Consider the following 20,248-nt stretch of genomic DNA (forward strand, 5'->3'; position numbering starts at 1 on the left):
CAACGCCACGCCGGTGCCGATGGTGGCCGGCTGAACGAGTCCGAACGCGAGGAGTTGCTGCGGCTGCGGCGCGAGAACGCCGAGATCGCGATGGAGCGCGACGTGCTCGAGCGATCAGTGGTCCTGTGGGTGAAGGAGGCGACCAAGTGAGCGTGGCCCGGTTCATCGCCTCCCAGAGGACCGAGCACGGTGTCCCGCACGCCGTTTGCTGCCGCGCCTTGGGGGTGAGCGAGTCGTGGTTCTATAAATGGCACGACCGACCGCCCACGCCGCGGCGCCGGCGGCGCGAGCAGTTGACCGAGGCGATCCGGGTGGTGTTCGAAGACTCCGGTGCCACCTATGGCAGCCCCCGTATCGGTGACGAGCTGCGCGAGCAGGGTTGGCAGGTGTCCGACAACACCGTCGCCGCGATCATGGCCGAAAACAACTGGGCCGCAAGGAAAGTCAAACATAGACGTGGCTGCACCAAGCTCGGGAAACGGCCGGTGGCACCGGACCTGGTGCGCCGTCAGTTCACCGCGGTCGCCCCGGACGTGTTGTGGTGCGGCGATGTCACCGAAATACCGACCGAGGAGGGAAAACTGTATCTCGCGGCGGTGGAGGAACGGTTCTCCGGCCGGTTGCTCGGCTACGCCACCAGCGCCCACCACGACGCTGAATTGACCTGTGCCGCACTGCGAATGGCTGTTGCCACTCGCGGTGGCAATCTCGAGGGAGTGATCTTTCACTCCGACAGGGGCAGCGAGTACACCGCCGCGGCGTTCAACCGGCTCTGCAAGACCGCCGGCGTGGTGCAGTCCATGGGCCGGGTGGGATCGGCCCTGGATAACAGTCCCGCCGAGGCGTTCAACTCCACGCTGAAAGTCGAATTCGTGCACCGGCATCGGTTCCGCACCCGCGCCGAAGCGAGACTGAAGATCGTCACCTGGATCACCGGGTTCTACAACCCGACCCGGCGACACTCGCTCTGCGGCGGAATGGCACCGGTCGACTACGAAACCCACATGGCCACCGTCCGAGCGGAGGCCGCCGCGACCTGGTCACGAGACGAGGCCGCATAAACGAACCCTCCACACTTCGAGGGGATTGACAGAAAGCATCGGCAAAGGTGTGCTTTATCTCGGCTCTTTCAGCTGTGCGAATGCTTCGGGTGCTCCGAACACTCAGTCGCTTGATGAACTTGGGACCGACTCCAGGAATAGGCTCGTGAGCCTATCTCCGCGAAATATGGTTGTGGACAACGGCTTCCCGCACATGATTTCGGGCAGACCGGTATCAGCGATCGAGTCTACGAACACGCTGTGACGCTCACAGAAGCGCAAACAGCGGTGTGGAGGCTGGAAGCGTTGGCCGTCGATGTCGTTTTCGGCGTTCCAGACGATGCAATCCTGTCCGTCTTATGGATTCGCGATCGATCCAACATGTCCTGGTGCGTCATGACCAGGGTGCTGGATACGTTGCCACCGGCTACGCTCAAGTGACCGGCAGGTTGGCGTGTTTATGGCAACCTCCGGGCCCGGGGTCACCAAGTTGGTGATCCCGCTTGCAGACGCGCACATGGACTCGGCGCGGGGCGGGTCGGTGCGATCACCGGTCAGGTAAGCGGCGGACTGACCGGCACCGGCGCGTTCCAGGAAGCTGATATCTGCTGCATCACAATGCCCCATCATCGCCGAGGCGCGCGATCAACAACCGACGGTGGTGATCGACTTCATCGTCGGCGACGACGCCTTGGTGTGGCCGATGATCGCGGCCGGCGCCAGCAACTATCAGATCATGGCGCCTAAGCCTCGATCCACCGATGTGATCCTGAGTTGTCCGCGCGCCTGTGGCGTGTGCGGACGATTGGGTTTTGGGTGACGGGTAGCTGCTGGTCTGCCCAGCCTTTCCACTGTTGTTCCTGGTCGTAGGGGCGGTTTGTGGTGTTCAGGCGGTCGAGCGTGTGGCGGTGGTGGCATGCCACAGCTGCCGCCAGGCCGCGGCCCAGGGCCAGTGAGCGGGGAGGTGTAGAATCGGTCTTCGCTGCGGTCGGGTGAAACGAGCGGGAATAGCGATGATCTTGCGGCGCAACGTTGTTCCGCGTGCTCTGCCCAGTCGCGGGTCAGCGAGTGCGCCGGCGGCGCGCAGCAGGTTGTGCGCGATCGCTGCGCACAACACCCAGGCGGAGTTCGCGCCGAAGCGCCCGGACGGCATGTGCGCCAGGGGGCCGTCGATCATGTCGGCGAACACCGTCTCGATCACGGCGTGGCGGCGGTGGGTGAGGTCGGCATCAACTGCGGGTTCGGTCGAGTCGGTGAAGAAGGGGTGATACCGCCAGACCGGGAACAGTTCGTCCTGGCGGGCGGCGTCTTTGACCCGGCGCACGATCAGCCGGGCGGTGACCGAGTCGGTTTTCGAAGCGAAAGCGGTATAGGGGATTTCTGCGACCTCGGCGTCGGAGATCCACTCGCCGGTGTCCGGATCGCACACTGCGCCTGGATATTTCACCGGCGTCCACGCATCGGCGGGGATCGACGCGATCGCCCGCTGCACGGCCCGGTTTTTCGTCAGTACCAGCGAGAACCGGGCGCCGAAGCGATGGCACACGCGGATCACTCCACGGCCACCGTAAGCGGAATCACCGCGGACCAGGATCTCACCGCTCACCCTAGCGGCACGGGCGGTCGTGATGGCTTGGGCCACCATCCGACCGGCCCCTTTAGCGGAGCCGGCCTTCCCGGCGCGCAACCGCATTCCCGAAATCACTGGTGCGGCCAAGTCAGTACTGATCGTTGTCGCCAACGGTGAAAGCCCTTTGCGCAGAACCTGTTTGCCCGCAATCTTGGTGAACCCGTAGGACGCGCCCTGCTTGGCATACCCATACACCGGCCGCAACAGCGAATCGATATCGACAAACGCCCGCTGGCCGGCACCGGGCAGCAGATCGACTCGCTCACACAACCGGGACAAGTGCACACGCAGCACCGATTCGAGCTGACGGGCATGCCCGAAACTGAACTCCCGCAACAGGGTTCCGACCGTGGAGGGCGCATACACGCGATCGAACACCGCGTTCATACCGCCGCTGCGCAGCACATCGATATCGTCGATACTGTCCGCACCGGCACACATCCCGGCCACCAGGGTCGCCAGTTTCGGACCTGCATTCGCCGCCCCCGAGCGGATCCGAGGCTGCGCGATCACCACCTTCTCCGTCAGCAACTCACCCAGTCCGGTTTGCTCGGCCAGACGCATCACCGGCACCAGACCAGCCAGCGGCACCAGACTCTGATCATCGAACACCGCTGACTCCACGGCGAACCTATGCGAAACTTGCACTCGAAGTGCCCTTCCGAACCGGACCGATCACTGCCTAGACAACAGCGATCATCCCAGCTCGAAGGGCACTTTTCTCATTCAAAACCCATCCGCGAGCACAAACCCATCGGTGGATCGAGGCTAAGTGCCCGTCTACAAACTGATCGCTGATGTGTAGGGGGCTTGCGCTGGGATAGCTGGATGGTCCGCGTGTCGGGGCGGGATCGGTGGGACCTCCTGGTAGCAACAGGAGTTCTCGAATCACCTGACGTCCCAAAAGGTCCCGTATGTCGTTGTACTCCTGCGTTGCGGATGTTGGCAGCGAAACCGCCGCCAATGGTTGCGGGTGTGTGGCCTGCCGGTTCGGTCACGGCACGAAACATGCTGTGCACGAACGGCGTTACAGCTTCCGAGCTGACCGACGAGCAGTAAGAGGATTCGTCCCCTCCTTCGAAGATGACGAAGCGGCTGCGAAGGGGGATCCACTACGCGATGGACCGGTAACAGGAGTACTGCATGTAGTTCCATCGTCTGCGAACCGGACAGGCGGAACGGTCATTCGACAACCGATTCCAAGCCCCGCAGCGCGATTTTCTCGTTCTCGTCGAGGTGTTCGAGCACACCTTGCGCGACCTGGTCAGGACTTCCGTTACGGAACACATCGAGCAGCGCCGAGTGAACGAGTTTTCGACGTCTGTGCTCCTCCGGTTGCATGTCGAGCCCCAAAAAGGCAAGCCGGACATACCGTTCACCCGCATGCCATAGCCCTTCGAGGATTCGCAGGTCCCACACCGTGGCGGCCGGCTGCAAGAGCTCAAGGTGGAAGGTGTGGTGAGCATCGTATATCTCGTCGATGCCCAAGTCTTCATCACCGAACATCGAAACATAGGCTTTGAGTCGCTGAAAGTCAGAGGCCCGCAACAGCTGGCACGAACGGCTGGCGATTTCCGGTTCGATCTGCCGGCGCAGCCGGTAGATTCCGTGCAGGTCCTCCTGATCGAGGCTAGCCACCTGCGCGCTCCGGCCCGGTCGGGTCACGATCAGCCCCTGCGCCTCCAACTGCCGAAGGGCTTCACGGACCGGGATGAAGCTGACTCCCAGCTGTCCTGCGATCTCGCGCAAGGAGAATGTCTGGCCAGGCCTCAACTCACCAGCGAGGATGGAGCGGCGAATCTCTTTCGCAACCTGGTCGACAACCGATGTCGGCACCAACGTCCGCACGAAGTTCTCTTGGCTTGACCTAGTCACATCACACTCCGTCTTCCGTCGACTTCCGCAAGCGTCGATACTCTGTTATAGCACCACTCTCATGGCAGTCCCCTTGGTCTGCCGTTGTTACCGGCGTGGCCGATACGCCGGACACGCGCAGGCTACAGCCGAAAGCGTGTGTTATCACAAATATCGTACCTCGGTCGAGGTGATGGCCCATCCCGTGCAGTCGTCGTCGATATATGCCCCGCCTTGCGTTGTCCCGCTGACTTCGGGCGCGGGCGCAGACGTGACCGTTCAGATGCCGGAACGACCAGTCTTGTGCCATGACGGCGACCTGTCGTCTTTCGGCTTCGTAGCTCTCGAGCAACTGATCGCCGGCGAAACCGTTGACCGCGGCGGCCAGTTTCCAGCCTAGGTTCACCGCGTCTGAATGCCTGTGTTCAGGCCGTATCCGCCGGTGGGGATCACCTCATGTGCGGCGTCGCCGGCGACGAACAGGCGGCCCGACCGATAGTGATCGGCAATGAGTCCATTCGCGTGCCACACGCTGCTCTGCAGGACCTCCTCGACATGCAGATGCCGCCCGCAGACGGTATCCAATAGCTGCTGTTTATCAATATCTTCGGTTCGTACGCCGTCGGTGATCGCGGTGGTTTGCAGGGTCCACGTGTTGCGCTCGTCCTGGGCAATGATCGCCCCGACTCCACCACCGACGAAGAAGGTGTGCCAGAACTGCCCGTGGGTGTGCAAGGTGGCGAGATCACGGGATTTGAAGTGAACCTGGCAGAAGGTGATCACACCACGTTCACTCTCCATACTCAGGCCCATCGCCCGCCGGACCACCGATCCGGCTCCATCGCAGCCGACCAGATAATCCGCGTGAATCGAGTGGTCTATCCCGCCGTTCGGCGAGACGATCGGGACATCGACGCCCTCTGAACTCTGGGTGACTGTGCTGACTCGCCACGGTCGCAGAACCTCGATGTTCGCGTCTGCGAGGCAGCGGCGCATGAGCAGTTTCTCGACCTCGATCTGTGTGACGCGTTGCCAGGCCTGCGGCCGATGTGGTCCCGTCGTTCTTCGAGGCGATCCAGCTCGACATCTCATCGACGCTGGGGTACTTTCAGCGGCCGACTTCGGGACCGGCCATCGAGGTGCACGAGACGACATCGTGGGAGTGCTTCGCCGCGACGCCGGCCGCTCGGATCTGCTCGACCAAACCGCGTCGGTCGAGTAATTCCACACTGCGCGCGTTCGTTAGGTCCATTTTCGGGAATCGAATCGTGTGCGGCGCTTGTTCCAGGAGCGTGCTCCGTACCCCGTGAAGACTGAGCTCGAGCGCGAGGATCATGCCCACCGGGCCCGCGCTCCCGGAAATCAACACAGATCGCCGATACGACGTGTCGATCTTGGTGTCGGGGCGGTCCGGCCCCGGGGTGGCACCGGGCTTCGCCGGGTGGTTCCCTTGGTGATTCACGATGCTCCATTCGAAGTGGCTGCGGTGACGGGGCTGGGATCCATGAAGATCAGGTATTCGGTCACCTCACCGCTCTCGACCCGGGTACGGGTCACTGCGGGCAGGGTGAATTCGGTACCGGAGCGCATGCAGTGAGTGACCTCGACACGCATCGCGGTCACGTTTTCGTCGGACCGCTTTTCGAGGATCACGTGCCGCATCGCTGCAACCGCGCTGAGGTACGCCTGTTCGGGTCGTCGCGCGACGAGCCGCTCGAAGTAGGCGTGGAGGATGGTCTCGGAGGCATCGGCGGCGCCGAGCGCGCGGCCCAGTCGCATCTGTGCGGCCTGTTTGCCGGAGGCCTTCTCCTGGCTGAGAGTTCCGTGCTGTTGCCGGATGCGTTCGACGAAGGCGTCGGCCGCACCGCGCAGCGCACCGACAACGACAGGCGTTACCTCGGCCATCGCGAACGGCAGGAATGGCAGGTGGTACATCGGGTTCTCGTGCAGCAGCATCCCAGGTGCCGCGCCGGCCAGAGCAAGGTCGAATGGTCCGGTTCGGTACTCGGGGACGAAGACGTTCTCCACGCTGACATCGCTGCTACCTGTGCCCGACATGCCGGAGATGTACCAGGTGTCGAGAACCTTGACGTCCTGTCGGGGAACGAGAAACCACAGCGGTGCTGGCGCGTCGCCGCCCCGAAGGACAGGCCCGCACAGGTGAACCACTCAGCGTGCATCGATCCGGAGTTCCACGCGGTCTGGCCCGTGATTCGGTAGCCACCGTCGACCTTCTCCACCCGCCCGAGAGGGACGGCCGTTCCTGCGGTCAGGGTGTACGGTTTGCTTTCGAAGACTTCTCGTTGCGCCTGTTCGGTGAAAATGTTCAGCCGCCACGCCGCCCCGATATAGAACGATGTGACCCAGCCGGTCGAGGGGCATGGGCGCTGAGCGTGCGGACGACATCGGCCGCGACGTCCAAACCGAACTCCAGGCCGCCATAGGCCTTGGGGGTCAGCGTCGACAAGACGCTCTGCGGGAGCGACTTTGACGAGGCTGTGGTCCAGATCGAGGTATCTGCGCAGAGGGGATCGTAAATCTGCCATCCGCGAGTCGTTGGCAGTGAGCTGACCAGGACGCGAGGGGCGAAATGGGTCGCGGCGTCAGGGGCGGCGAGTAGGAGCGCTTTGAGCGGGACGTCGTCGTATGCGACGACGTCGGATTGCCTTTCCGGACGCAAATGGACGAGTCGTTCGACCGTGCATGCCGCGAGGTCGCTGCGGCGAAATCCTTCCGTACTCGAGGCGAGTTGTTGCGCGACGACCCAGATCTCGCCGAGGTCGCTCGCGGTGTGCGCGTGCCGTGTGCGGCGTGGCGGCCCTACGCCCAGATCGCCTGGACACCAACGGGAATGACGAGTGTGGCCCGCCGGAGTCGTGGTGGCGACGTGATATCTGCTGGGCGTGTCGGCGTGGCGGATGGGGGAGCCAATGGAGCCCCTGGGTATCAGGGGCCTGTCCAAGTCGCAGGTGTAGATCATCGCCCGCGACCTCGACGCCCAGGTCGAAGCACTGTTCGGGTGAGATCGAACCCTGCCCACAGACTCCTGTTATAATATATTTCAAGATGGTGCGATATGGATCATTCACTCCATCTAAGTGAGGAGTTCCCGGTGCTCAACTCTCGGTTAGCGTCTTCCGATTTCTCCGCGGTGTCGTTCCCGGAGGATGCCTACATCACCGACGCTGCCGATTCGGTTGTTGTCTTCCGCGCCAAGGCCTTCGGTTTGAAATGGGTCCGCGGCCACGTTCCGGTGGGCGCCGGAACGAGCGAGGTCGCCGACAGCCGTCTCAGCGGAAGGGGTCTGCTCGCGGCCAACCGGATCACCACTGGCCTCCGGCTGCGTGACTGGCATTTGAGGTCACCGCACTACGTCCACACGACCAAAGACCCTACTATCGCGGTAGCGGCGAACACTGCGGATCTCGCTGAACGGCGAGCTATCTGCGAGGTCACGGTCCGTGAAGTCACAGCGCCGGTGCAACTGGACCTGCAATCGATGAAGGTCGATGACGAAGGGCTTCACATCAGGGCGGGAACGACAGGCGATCCCACGGTCTACCCGATGTTTCCTCCGCTAGCGGGGGTCTCGCGACGAGTCCACCTTGAAATTCATCGTCGCCGCCCGCAAGTCGGATTCCAGCTAGTGCACCTTCGGGAAGGTGCGGCACTGTAATGCTGATGCAAGGCAAACTGCCATGAAAACCGACGGTTGGCTTCCGTCCGAGGGCGATGTCGCTGTGCGGATCTGGCTGGCGGGCGTGGTCTTCGACTACGTGGCCGCCGTATCGGCGGTACGCCACTTGATTCACGATTGGGGGCGAATGCATTGGTGCACAATAGAATTGTTACACGGCGCGGTTGGCGATCTCCGGCTGTTGTCGCGTCTGCCGTGCGAACAATTGTTCCTTGGGCCATGACCGACAGCGCAAAAGCCGGTTTGATATACAGCGACGTGCCCGCGTGCCGACGGCGGCGGCGGTCTGGGTGGATGTTGCGACCGGCGGCGCCCCGGGGGAGGGGCGCACGATGCAGGCCTGTAATGAGACACAATTCTCGTTGACTGACCCTGCTTGTCACGCCGACGGCATGCCGCCATCGGTATGCCTCTTATTCTCCAAATCATCGGAGCGCCATTTCATAACAAGGATGTGCTGACTCCCGCGATCGCTTACAGTTCCAACCCCCGTCGGTTGGGTGTCGAATGTCCGCTGCAGCTCGGCGTGGAGCTTCCACTTTCTGTGGCTCCCCCCGGGGGAGGGGGGACGTGCTGTTCCTGCCCAGGTTTCACTGCAGGTGCTGAACTCGTGCGGTGGTTCGGTGCCGTTCGTGGAGATCAAAATCGTCGACAGGACATGGCCGGGGAAGGTCGGTGAGGTTCTTCTGTGGTCGCCGTGGAGGTTCAGTGGCTGTTGGAGTTGCCACCAGCGGTGAGAACGTGTACTCGGGCCGACGGCCTATGCGCGGGCCGGCCGATTGTGGGCCGTCGAACTGAGCGTCAATTAGTATGCCTACGTGGGAGCAGCAGAAGACCAGGTGAACGAGACCGGCACGGGCTATCGCCGTCATCGAGCAGCGTATCCTCCGGGGTGAGCTGCTACCGAACGAACAGTTGCGCCAGGAGAAGCTGGCGGCCGAGTTGGGTATCAGCCGCGTGCCGCTGCGGGAGTCGCTGCTGATTCTGACGAATCAGGGTCTGCTCGATAGGGGCGGGCAGGGGTTTGTCGTCGCTCGCCGGTCCCGTGCGGAGTTTGCCCAGATTCATTTCATGCTCGATGTTTTGGAGAACGAACTGCTGCGTACTGTCACTTGGCCGGATGATGAAACTCTGGAATACCTGCGTTCGCTGAATGGCAGTATGACCGCGCACGGAACCCAGTTCACCTCGTGAGTTTTCGGTGAGAAGATCCGATCGGCTGGCTTGCTGCCCTCGTTCGGAACAGTCGGTGATGGTCTGGACAACGCGATGATGGAATCGTTCTGGTACTTGATGCAGATCGAACTACTCGACCGCAAGAAATGGAAGACCCGCCTCGAACTCGCGAACGCGATCTTCGACTACATATGCACCGAGCAGGCACCGAGCAGGCCCTGGCTCGTTCGGGCGATGAAGATCGCGTCGATGATCGACGAACATGCTCGCGAATCGCTACCGCACGTGGTGGAACGGTTGATCACCGCCGACCTGCTCGTCGCGGAGCTGGAGAAGGTATTCGCCGCCGCTGGCAGCTCATCGAGGGTGCTGCGGATGTGAGCGGTCCCCGCTGACGAGACCACCCGGGAGTAGAGCCAGGTGATTTCGTTCCGTGTTCAGTTGGTCCCGCAGGCCATCGGATGATGGGTGTGGGTGCAGGCCGCAGCGTACTCGGCCGGCGTGCGGTAACCCAGGGCCGAATGCCGGTGCCGCCGATTGTGGTCGGTCTTGAAATCGCCGATCACCACCCGGGCTTCGAGCAGAGTGGTCCAGTGGTTGCGGTTGAGGCACTCGGTCCGCAGCCGCCGGTTGAACGATTCGACGAAGCCGTTGTTCCAGGGCGTGCCCGGCGGAATATAGGAAATACCGACCCTGTCAGCGCAAAACTGTTGCAGGGCAGTGGAAATCATCTCCGGACCGTTGTCCATCCGTAGCACCCTCGGTGGGCCGCCGGCCGCGGCGAACACCTTCTCCAGCTCGGCGACGAGCCGATCGGCGGTGATCGACCGTTCCACGAGGTGCAGCAGGGATTCGCGGGTGTGTTCGTCGATCATCGACGCGATCTTCACCGCCCGACCGTCGGTAGTGGAGTCGAACTGGAAATCCAACGCCCACACCACCTTCGGCGCATCAGCCTCGAGCGGCGGGACCGAGGAGACCCCGGCTCGTTTGCGGGGATGGTGTTCGCGGACCTGCAGGCCCTCCTCGCGCCAGAGACGGTGAACCTTCTTGATGTTGACCCCTGCGCCCTCGTCGAACCGCAGGGCAGCCCAGGCGCGACGGAACCCGTGCCCCTGATTCTTCACCGCATACGAGCGCAGCCAAACCCGCAAACCGGCGTCCGGATCGGTCGGGGTGTCCTTGATTGGCAGCCGCCGATACGTCGACCGATTCAGCCCAACAACCTTGCACGCGAACCGTTCCGACATGCTCTTCACCTCACGCAGCATGTCCACAGCGCGGCGTTTGGTCGTCGGGCTCAGAATTTTCCCCGCGCGATCTCCCGCAGCGCGTCCTTCTCCAGCTCCGCATCCGCCAGCAGCCGCTTCAACCGGGCGTTCTGCTCGCGCAACTCCTTGAGCTCCTTGGCCGCCTCGGTGTCCACGCCACCGTACTGGCGGCGCCAGTTGTACAACGTCGCCGTCGACACTCCGATCTCGGCGGCTACCTCTTCGCCGGTCTTACCGGCGGCGGTCAACTCGTCGGCACGGCGCAGCTTCCGCACGATGTCCTCCGCGGAATGCCGCTTGCGTCCTGCCATGTCCCTCAGTGTCCCTTCTCGGCCCTCACCAGGCCAAACAAGGACTCTAATACCGAGTGGTCTCATCTATGGGGGACAGCCCAGATGGATAACGGTCCAGAGATGATTTTTGATGCCCTGCAACGGTTTTGCGTCGCCGGTAAACAAGCTGACTGTACAAGCCCGCTCATCGGCAACATTGCGCCCACTGAGAACCAGGCCCACTGAATCCACCTCAGTACGCCGAGCGGGCGATTCCCAGTGCCGCGGTCCGCACTGCGGGAGCCAGCTTGTCGATGGCGGTCTGGGAATGAGCAACGATTCCCAGCGCGGCGCGGACCGTGCCATTGATCCTGAGGATCGGTGCCGCCACGGACACCGCGCCTAAGGACATCTCCTCGTAGGAGAAAGCGGTTCCGGACTTGCGGACCTCGGCCAGTGCCGCGGCAAGACGGCCGGGCTCGGTGATCGTGTACGGGGTCATCCTGGGCAGCTGGGTGTCCACAACGGAGCTGAAGACTTCCTTTCCGGAGAAAGCGATCAGCGCCTTGCCGACTCCGGTGGCGTGCAGGGGGAGGTGTCCGCCAACATGCGTCTTCGTTGGCACGGCCTTGTTGCTGGCGATCTTTTCGATACACAGCGCGTGCGTGCCTTCGAGCACGGTGAGTTGGATGTTCTCCTGTGTCGCTTGGTACAGGTCGTGCATGTACGGCAGTGCGGCCTCGCGCAGGTCGCGCTGCCGTGGAGCGAGCGAGCCGACGGTCCACAACCGCATGCCGATCCTGTAGCGACCGTCGTCGAGGCGTTCCAGTCCACCCCAGGCACGCAGCTCGCCGATGAGTCGTCGCGCGGTGGAGATCGGAAGGTCGCTGCGCGCAGCGATCTCCGTCAGCGACAGCACCGGATGCGCGACGTCGAAACAGTCGATAACCGTCAACAACCTGCGGGAGACGGATTGCCCCGGAGCCTTCGTATGTCCTGCCATTGCGCCAAGTTAGCAAGATTGCCACTGGGCGGCAACGAATGATTGCCGCTGTCTCTGCGGCAGCCCATCATTGCCGTCGTCGCAAGTGCGCAGTCCGCCCAATGCCAAATGGGAAAATCCAGGCGGACAGTAACAAGGAGGTTCTGTGGTGTCAGGAAGTCGTGACGACAGACTTGCCCTTCGCGAGCTGGTCGAGAACTGGGCGCTCTGGCGAGACGCCGGGGACTGGGACCGGTTTGCCACTGTGTGGCACCCTGCGGATGGTTGGATGACCGCGACCTGGTTCCAGGGCCCCGCTGCGGAGTTCATCGCCGTGAGCCGTGAAGGATTCGAGAGCGGTGTGAGCATCCTGCATTTCCTTGGCGGGCACAGCTCGGATATCTCCGGTGACCATGCGATCGCTCAGACGAAGATGACAATCAACCAGCGCGCGGCGGTCGACGGAGTCGCGGTCGACGTCGTGTGCACCGGGCGCTTCTACGACTTTTGCGCCCGCCTCGACGACAGCTGGAAGATCGTGCGCCGACAACCCATCTACGAGAAGGACCGGCTCGACGTCGTCGACCCGTCTGCCCGGCTGGCGCTCGACCCCGAACTACTCGGCCGGTTTCCAGTCGGCTATCGCCATCTCGGTTACCTGCAGACCAAGGCCGGTTTCACGGTCAAGACCGGTCTGCCTGGTCTGACCGGGGATGCCGTAGAGCGCCTGTACGACGAAGGCGAGAAATGGTTGGCCGGCGCGGAAACCCCCGGCGACCCGCACTGAGGACCGATATGAGCACGATATTCACGCTGACCTGCAGCTCCAGCACGCTGCGAGCCGCGGACCTGCCAACCCGGATCGAGGCTGCCTCGACTGCAGGCTTCGCTGGGCTGGGGTTACGCCTCGATGACTACCGGCACGGCGGCCTCGCGGATGCCGTGTTGTGCGCCCGGCTCGAGGAGCACGATCTGCGCGTCCTGGAAATCGAACATTCCTGGGACTGGGTCGCCGCAACGCCATCCCCGGACGAACAGGAGATATTCCGGTTCGCCGATACCATCGGAGTCCGGCAGCTCAACGTCTCGATGTTCGCCCAGCACGACACGGCGACGCTCGCCGACGCGTTCGGCCGACTCTGCGATCGCGCTGCCGGTCATGGGCTCCTGGTGGGGCTGGAGTTTTTGCCGTTTACGTTTATCCGGACGCTACATCAGGCGTGGGAGATCGTCCGGACAGCGGACCGAGACAACGGCGGGATTCTCCTGGATATCTGGCACTGGCGGCGCTCGTCTGCGACCTTCGGCGATCTCGAGGGCATTCCACCGGACCGCATCACCTCGCTTCAGCTGTGCGAGGCGCGGGATCAACCGCTACCCGACCTGCGTTACGAAGCACGTCACCACCGCGAGCTGCCCGGTACCGCAACGGTCGACTTGGTGGCCGGGCTGATGGCGCACGGCGTCAGCTGCCCTGTATCGGTCGAGGTCTTCTCCGACGCGCTCGACGCGCAGCCGCCGCACCAAATCGCCACAGCGGCTGTCGCTGCAGGGAACCGGGTCCTCGCCGAGGCAGGGTGGCTCGACAGTCCTTTTCGCACGAGCTGCGGCGCTGCAAAGAGCAAGTCATGAGCGGCAATGGTTTCAGCGAGGCCGACTCGGTACGCGTCGTGGTGGAGAGTTTGCGAAACACTCCGGACGAGCGTGTCAAGGTGATCCTGTCCAGCCTGGTCGCGCATCTGCATGCGTTCGTCAAGGATGTGGAGCCCACGCATACCGAGTGGCAGCAGGGCGTCGACTTCCTCACTGCGGTCGGCCACATGTGTGACGACACCCGCCAGGAATTCGTGCTGTTGTCGGACGTTCTCGGCGTGTCGATGCTCGTGGACGCGATCAACAACCGGCGGTCGGCCGAGGCGACCGACACCACTGTGCTCGGACCGTTCCACATGGTCGACTCACCCCCCCGGGAGCTCGGTGCGAACATCTCCCTGGATGGCAACGGCGAACCCTGCGTGTTCGCCGGGCAGGTCCACTCGTCGGACGGGAAACCCGTGGCTGGCGCGACAATCGACGTTTGGCAGGCCAACGGTGCCGGCTACTACGATGTCCAGCAACCGGACCATCAACCCGAACGGAACCTCCGTGGGCTGTTCACGGCCGACGACCAGGGAGGCTTCTGGCTGCGGACGGTGGTGCCACGCTACTATCCGATCCCGGACGACGGCCCGGTCGGGCAGCTGCTCACAGCCACCGAACGGCACCCCAACCGGCCCGCGCATATCCACGTCATCGTCGAAGCTCCAGGGCACGCCTCACTGACGACCCACGTTTTCGTCGAAGGCAGCCCATATCTGGACTCCGACACGGTGTTCGGCGTTAAGGAATCACTCGTCCGGCCGGTCACTGTGGTCGACGATCGGATTCGCGCCGCGCAGTACCAGGTCGACAATCCCTTCCGGCTGATCGAGTTCGACGTTGTACTCGATCCTGTTCAGACGAAGGAGTTGTAATGGCACGCGAATTCGTACACGAGACTCGCCCGGGCCGGGTCGTCTTCGGGCCGGAGGCGGCGGACAGCCTGCTTCCCGAGATCGAGAGACTCGGCCTGCGGCGCCTGCTCGTGGTCTGTACGCCCGCACAGGCCGACCTAGCGGCCCAGCTCATCGAGCCACTCGTCGGTCGTATCGAGGAGCTTCACCCGCATGCCACTATGCACGTCCCCGTCGGCGTCGCGTCGACGGCGGTGGCACGTGCACGGGCGCTTGACGCCGATGGGTGCCTCGCGATCGGCGGTGGCTCCTCGATCGGGCTGGCGAAGGCCGTCGCGAAGGAAACAGGGCTACCGATCGTGGCCGTTCCGACCACGTATGCGGGCTCTGAGATGACCGCGGTGTGGGGCCTCACCGAAGCCGAGCGCAAGACCACGGGACGAGACCCCCGCGTCCTTCCGGTCACCGTGATCTACGATCCGCGGCTGACCACTTCGCTGCCCGTGCACCTGTCGGTCACGAGTGGCATGAACGCCTTGGCCCACTCCGCCGAAGGTCTCTACGCCCCCGACGTCACCCCTATCATCGCACTGCTCGCGCAGGAATCAGTCCGTGCTCTAGTGGACGCGCTTCCTCGCTTGGCCACCGACCCGGCCGATCTCGGCGCCCGTTCGGATGCTCTGTACGGGGCCTGGCTCGCCGGCACCGTACTTGGGTCGACCACGATGTCACTGCACCACAAGCTTTGCCACATCCTCGGCGGCACATTCGACCTGCCGCATGCCGAAACGCACACCGCGGTGCTGCCGCATGTCCTGGCGCTCAACCTGTCAGCCGCGCCGGCGGCGAAGTCCGCGTTGGAATCTGCACTCGGCGTTACCGACCCGGCCGCGCACCTGTTTCACCTCGCCCGGGACCTCGGTGCCGAAATGTCGTTGCGGCAACTGGGAATGCCGACCGACGGTGTCCCGACCGTCGTCGAACAGGCGCTCGCCGCACCTTATGCCAACCCGATCGACGTCACTGAAACCCAACTTCGCCACATTCTCGACAACGCTCTCGAGGGTTCCGCACCCACCGCTGGCTAACCCGAGCCCGCTCTTGACGTTGACGCAGCCGTCCAAAGGAGGACAAATGGTTGCAGAACATACCCTCGATCTGCAAACGATGATCGATCGCAACAGGGTCGGGCCCCTACAACGGCGGGTGCTGTTGCTGTGCTTGGGAGTGCTGATTCTCGACGGGATCGACGTCGGCATGGTCAGCTACATCGGACCCAGGCTCATCTCGGACTGGGGTCTGACAAAAGCCGAGCTAGGGCCGATTGTGACAAGCGGACTTTTCGGACTAGCAATCGGTTCCCTCGTTGCAGGCCCGCTCGCCGACCGGCTCGGCCGTCGGAAGGTCATCATCGCTTCGCTGATCTTCTTCGGGCTGATGAATGCGGCAACCGCGCTGACCACCAGTGTCGTCGGGTTCTCAGTGTTGCGTTTGCTGACTGGCTTCGGTCTCGGCGCGGCGATGCCCAACGCGACAACGCTGGTGTCCGAATTCGCTCCTTCGCGGCGGCGTAGCACGATGATGGCGATCACCTACTGCGGCTTTACCATCGGTGCCGCCATCGCCGGCCACTTCACCGACATTTTCATCAAGGCCGCGAGCTGGCAATGGGCGGTTGTCGCGGGCGGGATCCTGCCGCTGGTCTATGCCATCGTCATCGGGTTCGGATTGCCGGAGTCGCCGAAGTTTCTGGCGCGCCGACGTCGCCTGGGCGACCTCGGCGCACTGATGAGGCGCGTCGTATCCGAGCCGATTCCCGAAAGCGCTCACTTCTCACTCGACGAGCCCAGCACGGTCGCCAAAGTTCCTGTCGTCGGGCTGTTTGCGCGCCGCTACCGGCTTGGCACTCTCTCGGTCTGGATCGGCTTTGTCGCCTCATTCTTCATCGTTTACCTGATGAACAGTTGGCTGCCCATCATGATGACCGACGTTGGTTTCTCTCTCACGGCAACCGCCACCATCGGACTCCTGCTCCAGGCAGGCGGCACAGTCGGCAACTTCGCCGTCGGCTGGCTGATGGACCGGTTCGGCTTGCACCGAACGCTGGTGATCGGGATGGCCTGGGCGTCCGTGATGCTCGTCGCGATCGCCGTCGCGCCACAGAAGGTCGTGATCGTCGGCTTCCTGATCTTCGTGTTGGGAATGTTCACCAATTCCGTCGCCACCGGTTTCCCGATCTTGTCTGCCGATCTCTACCCGACGTCGATCCGTGCCACCGGGACCAGTTGGTCCACCGGCATCGCACGGTTCGGCGCCATTGCAGGCGCGGCAGCTGGTACGGCGCTGGTCGCCGCAGGCCTCAGCTACCAGCAGGTGTTCCTGACCTTGTTGGCACCCGCAATGGTCTTGATCGTGGCGGTGACGATCAAGTCTCGTGGCGCGGCGGCCCAACCGGTCGCCGAGCCGTTACTAGTGCACGAGGAGTTCGCATGAGGACATCGAAATTCAACATCGGCATCACGGGTGGCGGCGTGATGGGCACCAAGCATGCGTCAGTCATCCGTGAGGATGGCAATGCCAAGGTAGTCGCTGTTGCCGACCCGCTGAGCGACCGGCTCGCCACTTCGCTGGGCGTGCCGAATCACCGCCACTACGAGGATATGCTCGCCACGCCGGGTCTGGATGCCGTGATCATCGCGAGCCCCAACAGCGAGCACGTCCCAACCGCGTTGGCATGTTTGGACCGCGATATTCCGGTGTTGCTCGAGAAACCGTTGGCGTCATCCGTCGAAGAGGCCCGGACCTTGGCAGCGGCGACCGAAAGGGCATCGACGCCGATCCTGGTCGGGCACCACCGGCGCCACAATGCAACGGTTGCCGCTGCACATTCGTTCATTCGGGATGGCCGTCTCGGCCGGATCGTCGCAGTCAATTCCGTATTTCTCACTCGGAAACCTGACACCTATTTCGAGCAGGCGTGGCACCGGCAGAAGGGCGCAGGTGTGCTGCTGATCAACCTGGTGCACGATATCGATCTGCTTCGCTTTCTCTGTGGCGAGATCACCCGAGTCGCAGCCATTTCGACGACGCGCTCACGGAAATACGAGGTCGAGGACACCGCAGCGCTGACGGCCGAATTCGCGAACGGCGCGCTCGGCACGTTCATTGTGTCCGACAGCTCTGCATCGCCTGCCAACTGGGACCAGGTTTCCGGCGACGACACGAGTTTCCACCAGCATTCAGGAGTGGACACGCACCTCATCACCGGTACCCAGGGGGCGTTGACCCTGCCCCAGCTCGTCCACCATTACTACCCGGACGACGCGACCGGGCACTGGAAGACGCCGATGGCGATCGAAAAACTCCCCGCGGCGGACACCGAGACGTATTCGAACCAGTGGAAGCACTTCCTCGAAGTCGTCGAGGGAACGGCCCGCCCCATCGTGTCCGTCGCGGATGCTGCCCGCACCCTCGAAGTGGTCGAAGCAGTCAGAACCGCCGCTCTCGACGGCAAGACCATCGATATCTGACGCTCAATATCTGATAGCTCAATACGAAAGAGAGAACTATGCGCTTCGCCTACCGAAACCAGCCCGCCCCGCTCGCACTCGGCGGGATCTGCTTCCGTGACCGTCCGTTCGCTGAGATCCTCGCAGCCGGGAGCAGCAGTGGTTTCGCTGGCATCGGACTTACGGTGGGCCAGTGTGTTTCGGCACTCGAACGCGGAATCCCACTGGAGGAATTGCCCAAGCGCATCGAGGACGCGGGGCTCGTGGTAGCGGAATTCGAGCTCGTTCGTCTGTGCGATGGCGGTCCGACCCGCTATGTCAACAGCCTGGTGGAAGATTTGATCGGTGTATTGAACCCCGACCGCGTGCACACCGCGGCATTCACCGGCGACCTCGCCAAGGCGGCCGACGAATTCGCCGAGTTGTGCCGAAACCACCCGAACACCCCGATCGCGGTCGAGTTCATGCCGTACTCGGTGATCAAGAACGTCGAAGCCGCACAGCAGCTCGTCTCGCACGCAGGCACCAGCAATGCGGCGATCGTGCTGGACATCCTCCACTTCTTCCGGTCGGGAGGCAGGCTCGAGCAGATCGACGCCGGTCTGCTGGAACGCGTCGCGGTCGTGCAACTGTCCGATGTGTCCGCTCGCCCCGGCGTGGAACTCGCTCGGGAAGCCCGGCACCTGCGCACGTACCCGGGCCGGGGAAACCTTGACACTGTCGGCTTCCTGCGCACGATTCGCGAAGAGGGGGCGCCGCATCCGCCGATCAGCGTGGAACCCATTTCCGACGCACTCGAACGCCTCCCCCTCGAAGTCGTCGCGGAGGAGGTCATGTTCACCACCCTGCAGGTCCTCGAGCGTGCGGGATGGAGCAGCTGAGCGGGAGTAGCAATCCCGATGGGCCGAGGCAGATGGCGGCCGTAGTGAAGGGGGATCATGCCTGATCGCAGGCTGTGCAAACCGGACGTGCTCGACCGTCGTGCGCGTGATTGCGCCTCCGGTGAAAACCGTTGCGCGGCAGCAGATGCGCATGAACAAGGTGGCGCATGGGCGGTCTGGGCAGCATGCACGGCGGTCTTCATGGTTGCGGTAACCCAGCGGACCTCACTGGGAGCGGCGGGACTGGACGCCGTCGCCCGGTTCAGTGTGGGACCTGGTGCGCTCTCGGGCTTCGTGTTCCTCCAGGTCGCGGTGTACGCGGGAGGGCAGATCCCGGCCGGGATTCTCGTGGATCGGTGCGGTCCGCGCCGAGTGTTGGTGGCGGCCGGACTGCTGCTCGGTGCCGGGCAGGGGCTGCTTGCAGTGGTCAAGGCTTTACCGCTAGTGTTCGTCGCCCGCATCCTGGTCGGCGCTGGTGACGCCGTGGTGTTCGTGTGCGTGCTTTCGCTGGTTGCACGATGGTTTTCGCCCCGGCGAGTGCCAGTTATGACCCAGGTGACAACGATCATTGGCCAGCTAGGGCAGGTAGTGTCCGCATTTCCTCTCGTGTTTCTCCTGCACACGGCCGGATGGTCGGTGGCGTTCGGGGCCGCAGCCGCAGCAAGCCTCGCTGCAGCTGGGGTCGCCGGGATAGCGGTGCGCAACGGCCCCGCTGGGTGGCGTCCTCCGGATCCCGTCTCGACACGGGAGATCATGCGGCAGGTGGTCGGAGTCTGGCGACACCCTGGCACCAGGCTCGCTTTCTTTGGGCACCTCGGCACCCAGTTCTCGATGATGACCTTCGTTCTGCTTTGGGGCCTGCCGTACCTGGTATCGGGTCAGGCCGTGGATCCTTTGCTGGCGAGTGGCTTGCTGACGACCCTAGTGGTCGCCTCGATGTGCGTCGGGCCGGTCATCGGCGTGCTTAGCGCACGTCATCCTCTGCAGCGAGCGTGGCTCCTCCTCGGCGTAGTTGGCCTGACGGCGACGACCTGGGCTGTTGTGCTCGCGACGCCTCCGCCTGCGCCGACCCCTTTGTTGGTCGTGCTCGTCCTCGCGCTCGCACTCGGTGGCCCAGGCTCGGTCGTCGGCTTCGATATCGCCCGCACTACAAACCCGACGAAAACCACTGCGATCGCCCAGGGAGTTGTCAACATCGGAGGCTACAGCGCATCCCTCGCGCTACTGGCTGCGGTGGGCGCAACCCTGTCCGCCCTAGGCGGCTTCTCTCCCGCTGCGTTTCGGATCGCGTGGCTCGTCCAGTATCCGATCTGGGGACTATCAGTGGTCGGGATTCTCTGGAACCAGCGGCAGACAAGACGGCTGATCGGGCTGAGTGCGCCCCCCGACGGCGGTATGCAAAGATGCGATGCTGCCCTCGACTAGGACATAAGCCATGGTGATC

17 protein-coding genes and 4 pseudogenes are annotated in these 20,248 nt (G+C 63.4%); 14 read left to right on the plus strand and 7 right to left on the minus strand.

Translation table 11 applies throughout. The features are described from left to right. The 3 genes and pseudogenes from AC5WS7_RS38875 to AC5WS7_RS38885 form a co-directional block, all read left to right on the plus strand. Positions 1-1,061 (plus strand): IS3 family transposase (locus AC5WS7_RS38875; RefSeq protein ID WP_495959662.1); only part of this gene is annotated, 1,061 nt, incomplete at its 5' end. 213 nt (positions 1,062-1,274) lie between these two features. Beyond that, positions 1,275-1,664: pseudogene (locus AC5WS7_RS38880) on the plus strand (thiamine pyrophosphate-binding protein); the annotation flags it as partial. Positions 1,665-1,698: 34 nt separating this feature from the next. Further along, a complete protein-coding gene (locus AC5WS7_RS38885) occupies positions 1,699-1,860 on the plus strand; it encodes a hypothetical protein (protein ID WP_495959663.1) in 162 nt (53 codons plus the stop codon). Positions 1,861-1,926: 66 nt separating this feature from the next. Here AC5WS7_RS38885 and AC5WS7_RS38890 read toward each other — a convergent pair whose 3' ends face one another. The 5 genes and pseudogenes from AC5WS7_RS38890 to AC5WS7_RS38910 all read right to left on the minus strand — a co-directional run bounded on the left by AC5WS7_RS38890 (position 1,927) and on the right by AC5WS7_RS38910 (position 6,582). After that, the gene (locus AC5WS7_RS38890) at positions 1,927-3,318 is read right to left on the minus strand and encodes an IS1380 family transposase (RefSeq protein WP_495959664.1); all 1,392 of its coding nucleotides are present in this window, start codon (positions 3,316-3,318) and stop codon (positions 1,927-1,929) included. Between the two features lie 534 nt (positions 3,319-3,852). Continuing rightward, positions 3,853-4,518, minus strand: a complete 666-nt coding sequence (locus AC5WS7_RS38895) for a GntR family transcriptional regulator (protein ID WP_495959665.1) — start codon at positions 4,516-4,518, stop codon at positions 3,853-3,855. Positions 4,519-4,546: 28 nt separating this feature from the next. Continuing rightward, positions 4,547-5,679 (minus strand): annotated as a pseudogene (locus AC5WS7_RS38900) (FAD-dependent monooxygenase). After that, a complete protein-coding gene (locus tag AC5WS7_RS38905; RefSeq protein ID WP_495959666.1) occupies positions 5,633-5,986 on the minus strand; it encodes an FAD-dependent monooxygenase in 354 nt (117 codons plus the stop codon). Before AC5WS7_RS38905 ends, AC5WS7_RS38900 begins: the two are co-directional and overlap by 47 nt. Continuing rightward, positions 5,983-6,582 carry a hypothetical protein gene (locus AC5WS7_RS38910; protein ID WP_495959667.1) on the minus strand — a complete coding sequence of 200 codons (600 nt, stop codon included), beginning with the start codon at positions 6,580-6,582 and terminating at the stop codon, positions 5,983-5,985. The genes AC5WS7_RS38905 and AC5WS7_RS38910 overlap by 4 nt, the downstream gene beginning before the upstream one ends. Positions 6,583-7,600: 1,018 nt before the next feature. Between AC5WS7_RS38910 and AC5WS7_RS38915 the strand changes: the two genes are divergently transcribed. The 3 genes and pseudogenes from AC5WS7_RS38915 to AC5WS7_RS38925 form a co-directional block, all read left to right on the plus strand. Next, positions 7,601-8,200, plus strand: a complete 600-nt coding sequence (locus tag AC5WS7_RS38915; protein ID WP_495959668.1) for a YceI family protein — start codon at positions 7,601-7,603, stop codon at positions 8,198-8,200. An 891-nt stretch (positions 8,201-9,091) separates the two neighbouring features. Continuing rightward, a pseudogene (locus AC5WS7_RS38920) lies at positions 9,092-9,238 on the plus strand (GntR family transcriptional regulator); the annotation flags it as partial. A gap of 153 nt (positions 9,239-9,391) precedes the next feature. Further along, positions 9,392-9,589: pseudogene (locus tag AC5WS7_RS38925) on the plus strand (IS3-like element ISAar24 family transposase); the annotation flags it as partial. Positions 9,590-9,834: 245 nt separating this feature from the next. Here AC5WS7_RS38925 and AC5WS7_RS38930 read toward each other — a convergent pair. Together AC5WS7_RS38930 and AC5WS7_RS38935 are read right to left on the minus strand one after the other, a co-directional pair. Then, positions 9,835-10,979, minus strand: a protein-coding gene (locus AC5WS7_RS38930; RefSeq protein ID WP_495959709.1) for an IS3 family transposase whose coding sequence is annotated in 2 segments (ribosomal slippage) — positions 9,835-10,703 and positions 10,703-10,979 — 1,146 coding nt in all. Because the reading frame shifts where the segments join, the coding sequence is not laid out codon by codon here. Positions 10,980-11,193: 214 nt separating this feature from the next. Continuing rightward, positions 11,194-11,943: an IclR family transcriptional regulator gene (locus AC5WS7_RS38935; RefSeq protein ID WP_495959669.1), complete on the minus strand. Its 750-nt coding sequence runs from the start codon at positions 11,941-11,943 to the stop codon at positions 11,194-11,196. Positions 11,944-12,091: 148 nt separating this feature from the next. On the opposite strand from AC5WS7_RS38935, the gene AC5WS7_RS38940 reads away from it, so the two are divergent. The 8 genes from AC5WS7_RS38940 (at position 12,092) to AC5WS7_RS38975 (ending at position 20,229) form a co-directional block, all read left to right on the plus strand. Next, positions 12,092-12,709 (plus strand): nuclear transport factor 2 family protein, encoded by a 618-nt coding sequence (locus AC5WS7_RS38940; protein WP_495959670.1) that lies wholly within the window; start codon positions 12,092-12,094, stop codon positions 12,707-12,709. Between the two features lie 8 nt (positions 12,710-12,717). Continuing rightward, entirely contained in the window at positions 12,718-13,554 is an 837-nt protein-coding gene (locus tag AC5WS7_RS38945) for a sugar phosphate isomerase/epimerase family protein (protein WP_495959671.1), read from the plus strand. Beyond that, complete coding sequence (locus AC5WS7_RS38950) at positions 13,551-14,435, plus strand: dioxygenase family protein (RefSeq protein WP_495959672.1); 885 nt, start codon at positions 13,551-13,553, stop codon at positions 14,433-14,435. The genes AC5WS7_RS38945 and AC5WS7_RS38950 overlap by 4 nt, the downstream gene beginning before the upstream one ends. Next, positions 14,435-15,502 (plus strand): maleylacetate reductase, encoded by a 1,068-nt coding sequence (locus AC5WS7_RS38955; RefSeq protein WP_495959673.1) that lies wholly within the window; start codon positions 14,435-14,437, stop codon positions 15,500-15,502. Before AC5WS7_RS38950 ends, AC5WS7_RS38955 begins: the two co-directional genes overlap by 1 nt. 46 nt (positions 15,503-15,548) lie before the next feature. After that, positions 15,549-16,907 carry an MFS transporter gene (locus tag AC5WS7_RS38960; protein ID WP_495959674.1) on the plus strand — a complete coding sequence of 453 codons (1,359 nt, stop codon included), beginning with the start codon at positions 15,549-15,551 and terminating at the stop codon, positions 16,905-16,907. Further along, the gene (locus tag AC5WS7_RS38965; protein ID WP_495959675.1) at positions 16,904-17,944 is read left to right on the plus strand and encodes a Gfo/Idh/MocA family protein; all 1,041 of its coding nucleotides are present in this window, start codon (positions 16,904-16,906) and stop codon (positions 17,942-17,944) included. Before AC5WS7_RS38960 ends, AC5WS7_RS38965 begins: the two co-directional genes overlap by 4 nt. A 164-nt stretch (positions 17,945-18,108) precedes the next feature. Beyond that, positions 18,109-18,804, plus strand: coding sequence for a sugar phosphate isomerase/epimerase family protein (locus AC5WS7_RS38970; protein WP_495959676.1), 696 nt, complete (start codon positions 18,109-18,111; stop codon positions 18,802-18,804). Between the two features lie 57 nt (positions 18,805-18,861). Beyond that, positions 18,862-20,229 (plus strand): MFS transporter, encoded by a 1,368-nt coding sequence (locus tag AC5WS7_RS38975; RefSeq protein ID WP_495959677.1) that lies wholly within the window; start codon positions 18,862-18,864, stop codon positions 20,227-20,229. The last annotated feature ends 19 nt before the right edge of the window (positions 20,230-20,248 follow it).

The organism is Nocardia sp. PLKS1-43, assembly GCF_059510335.1.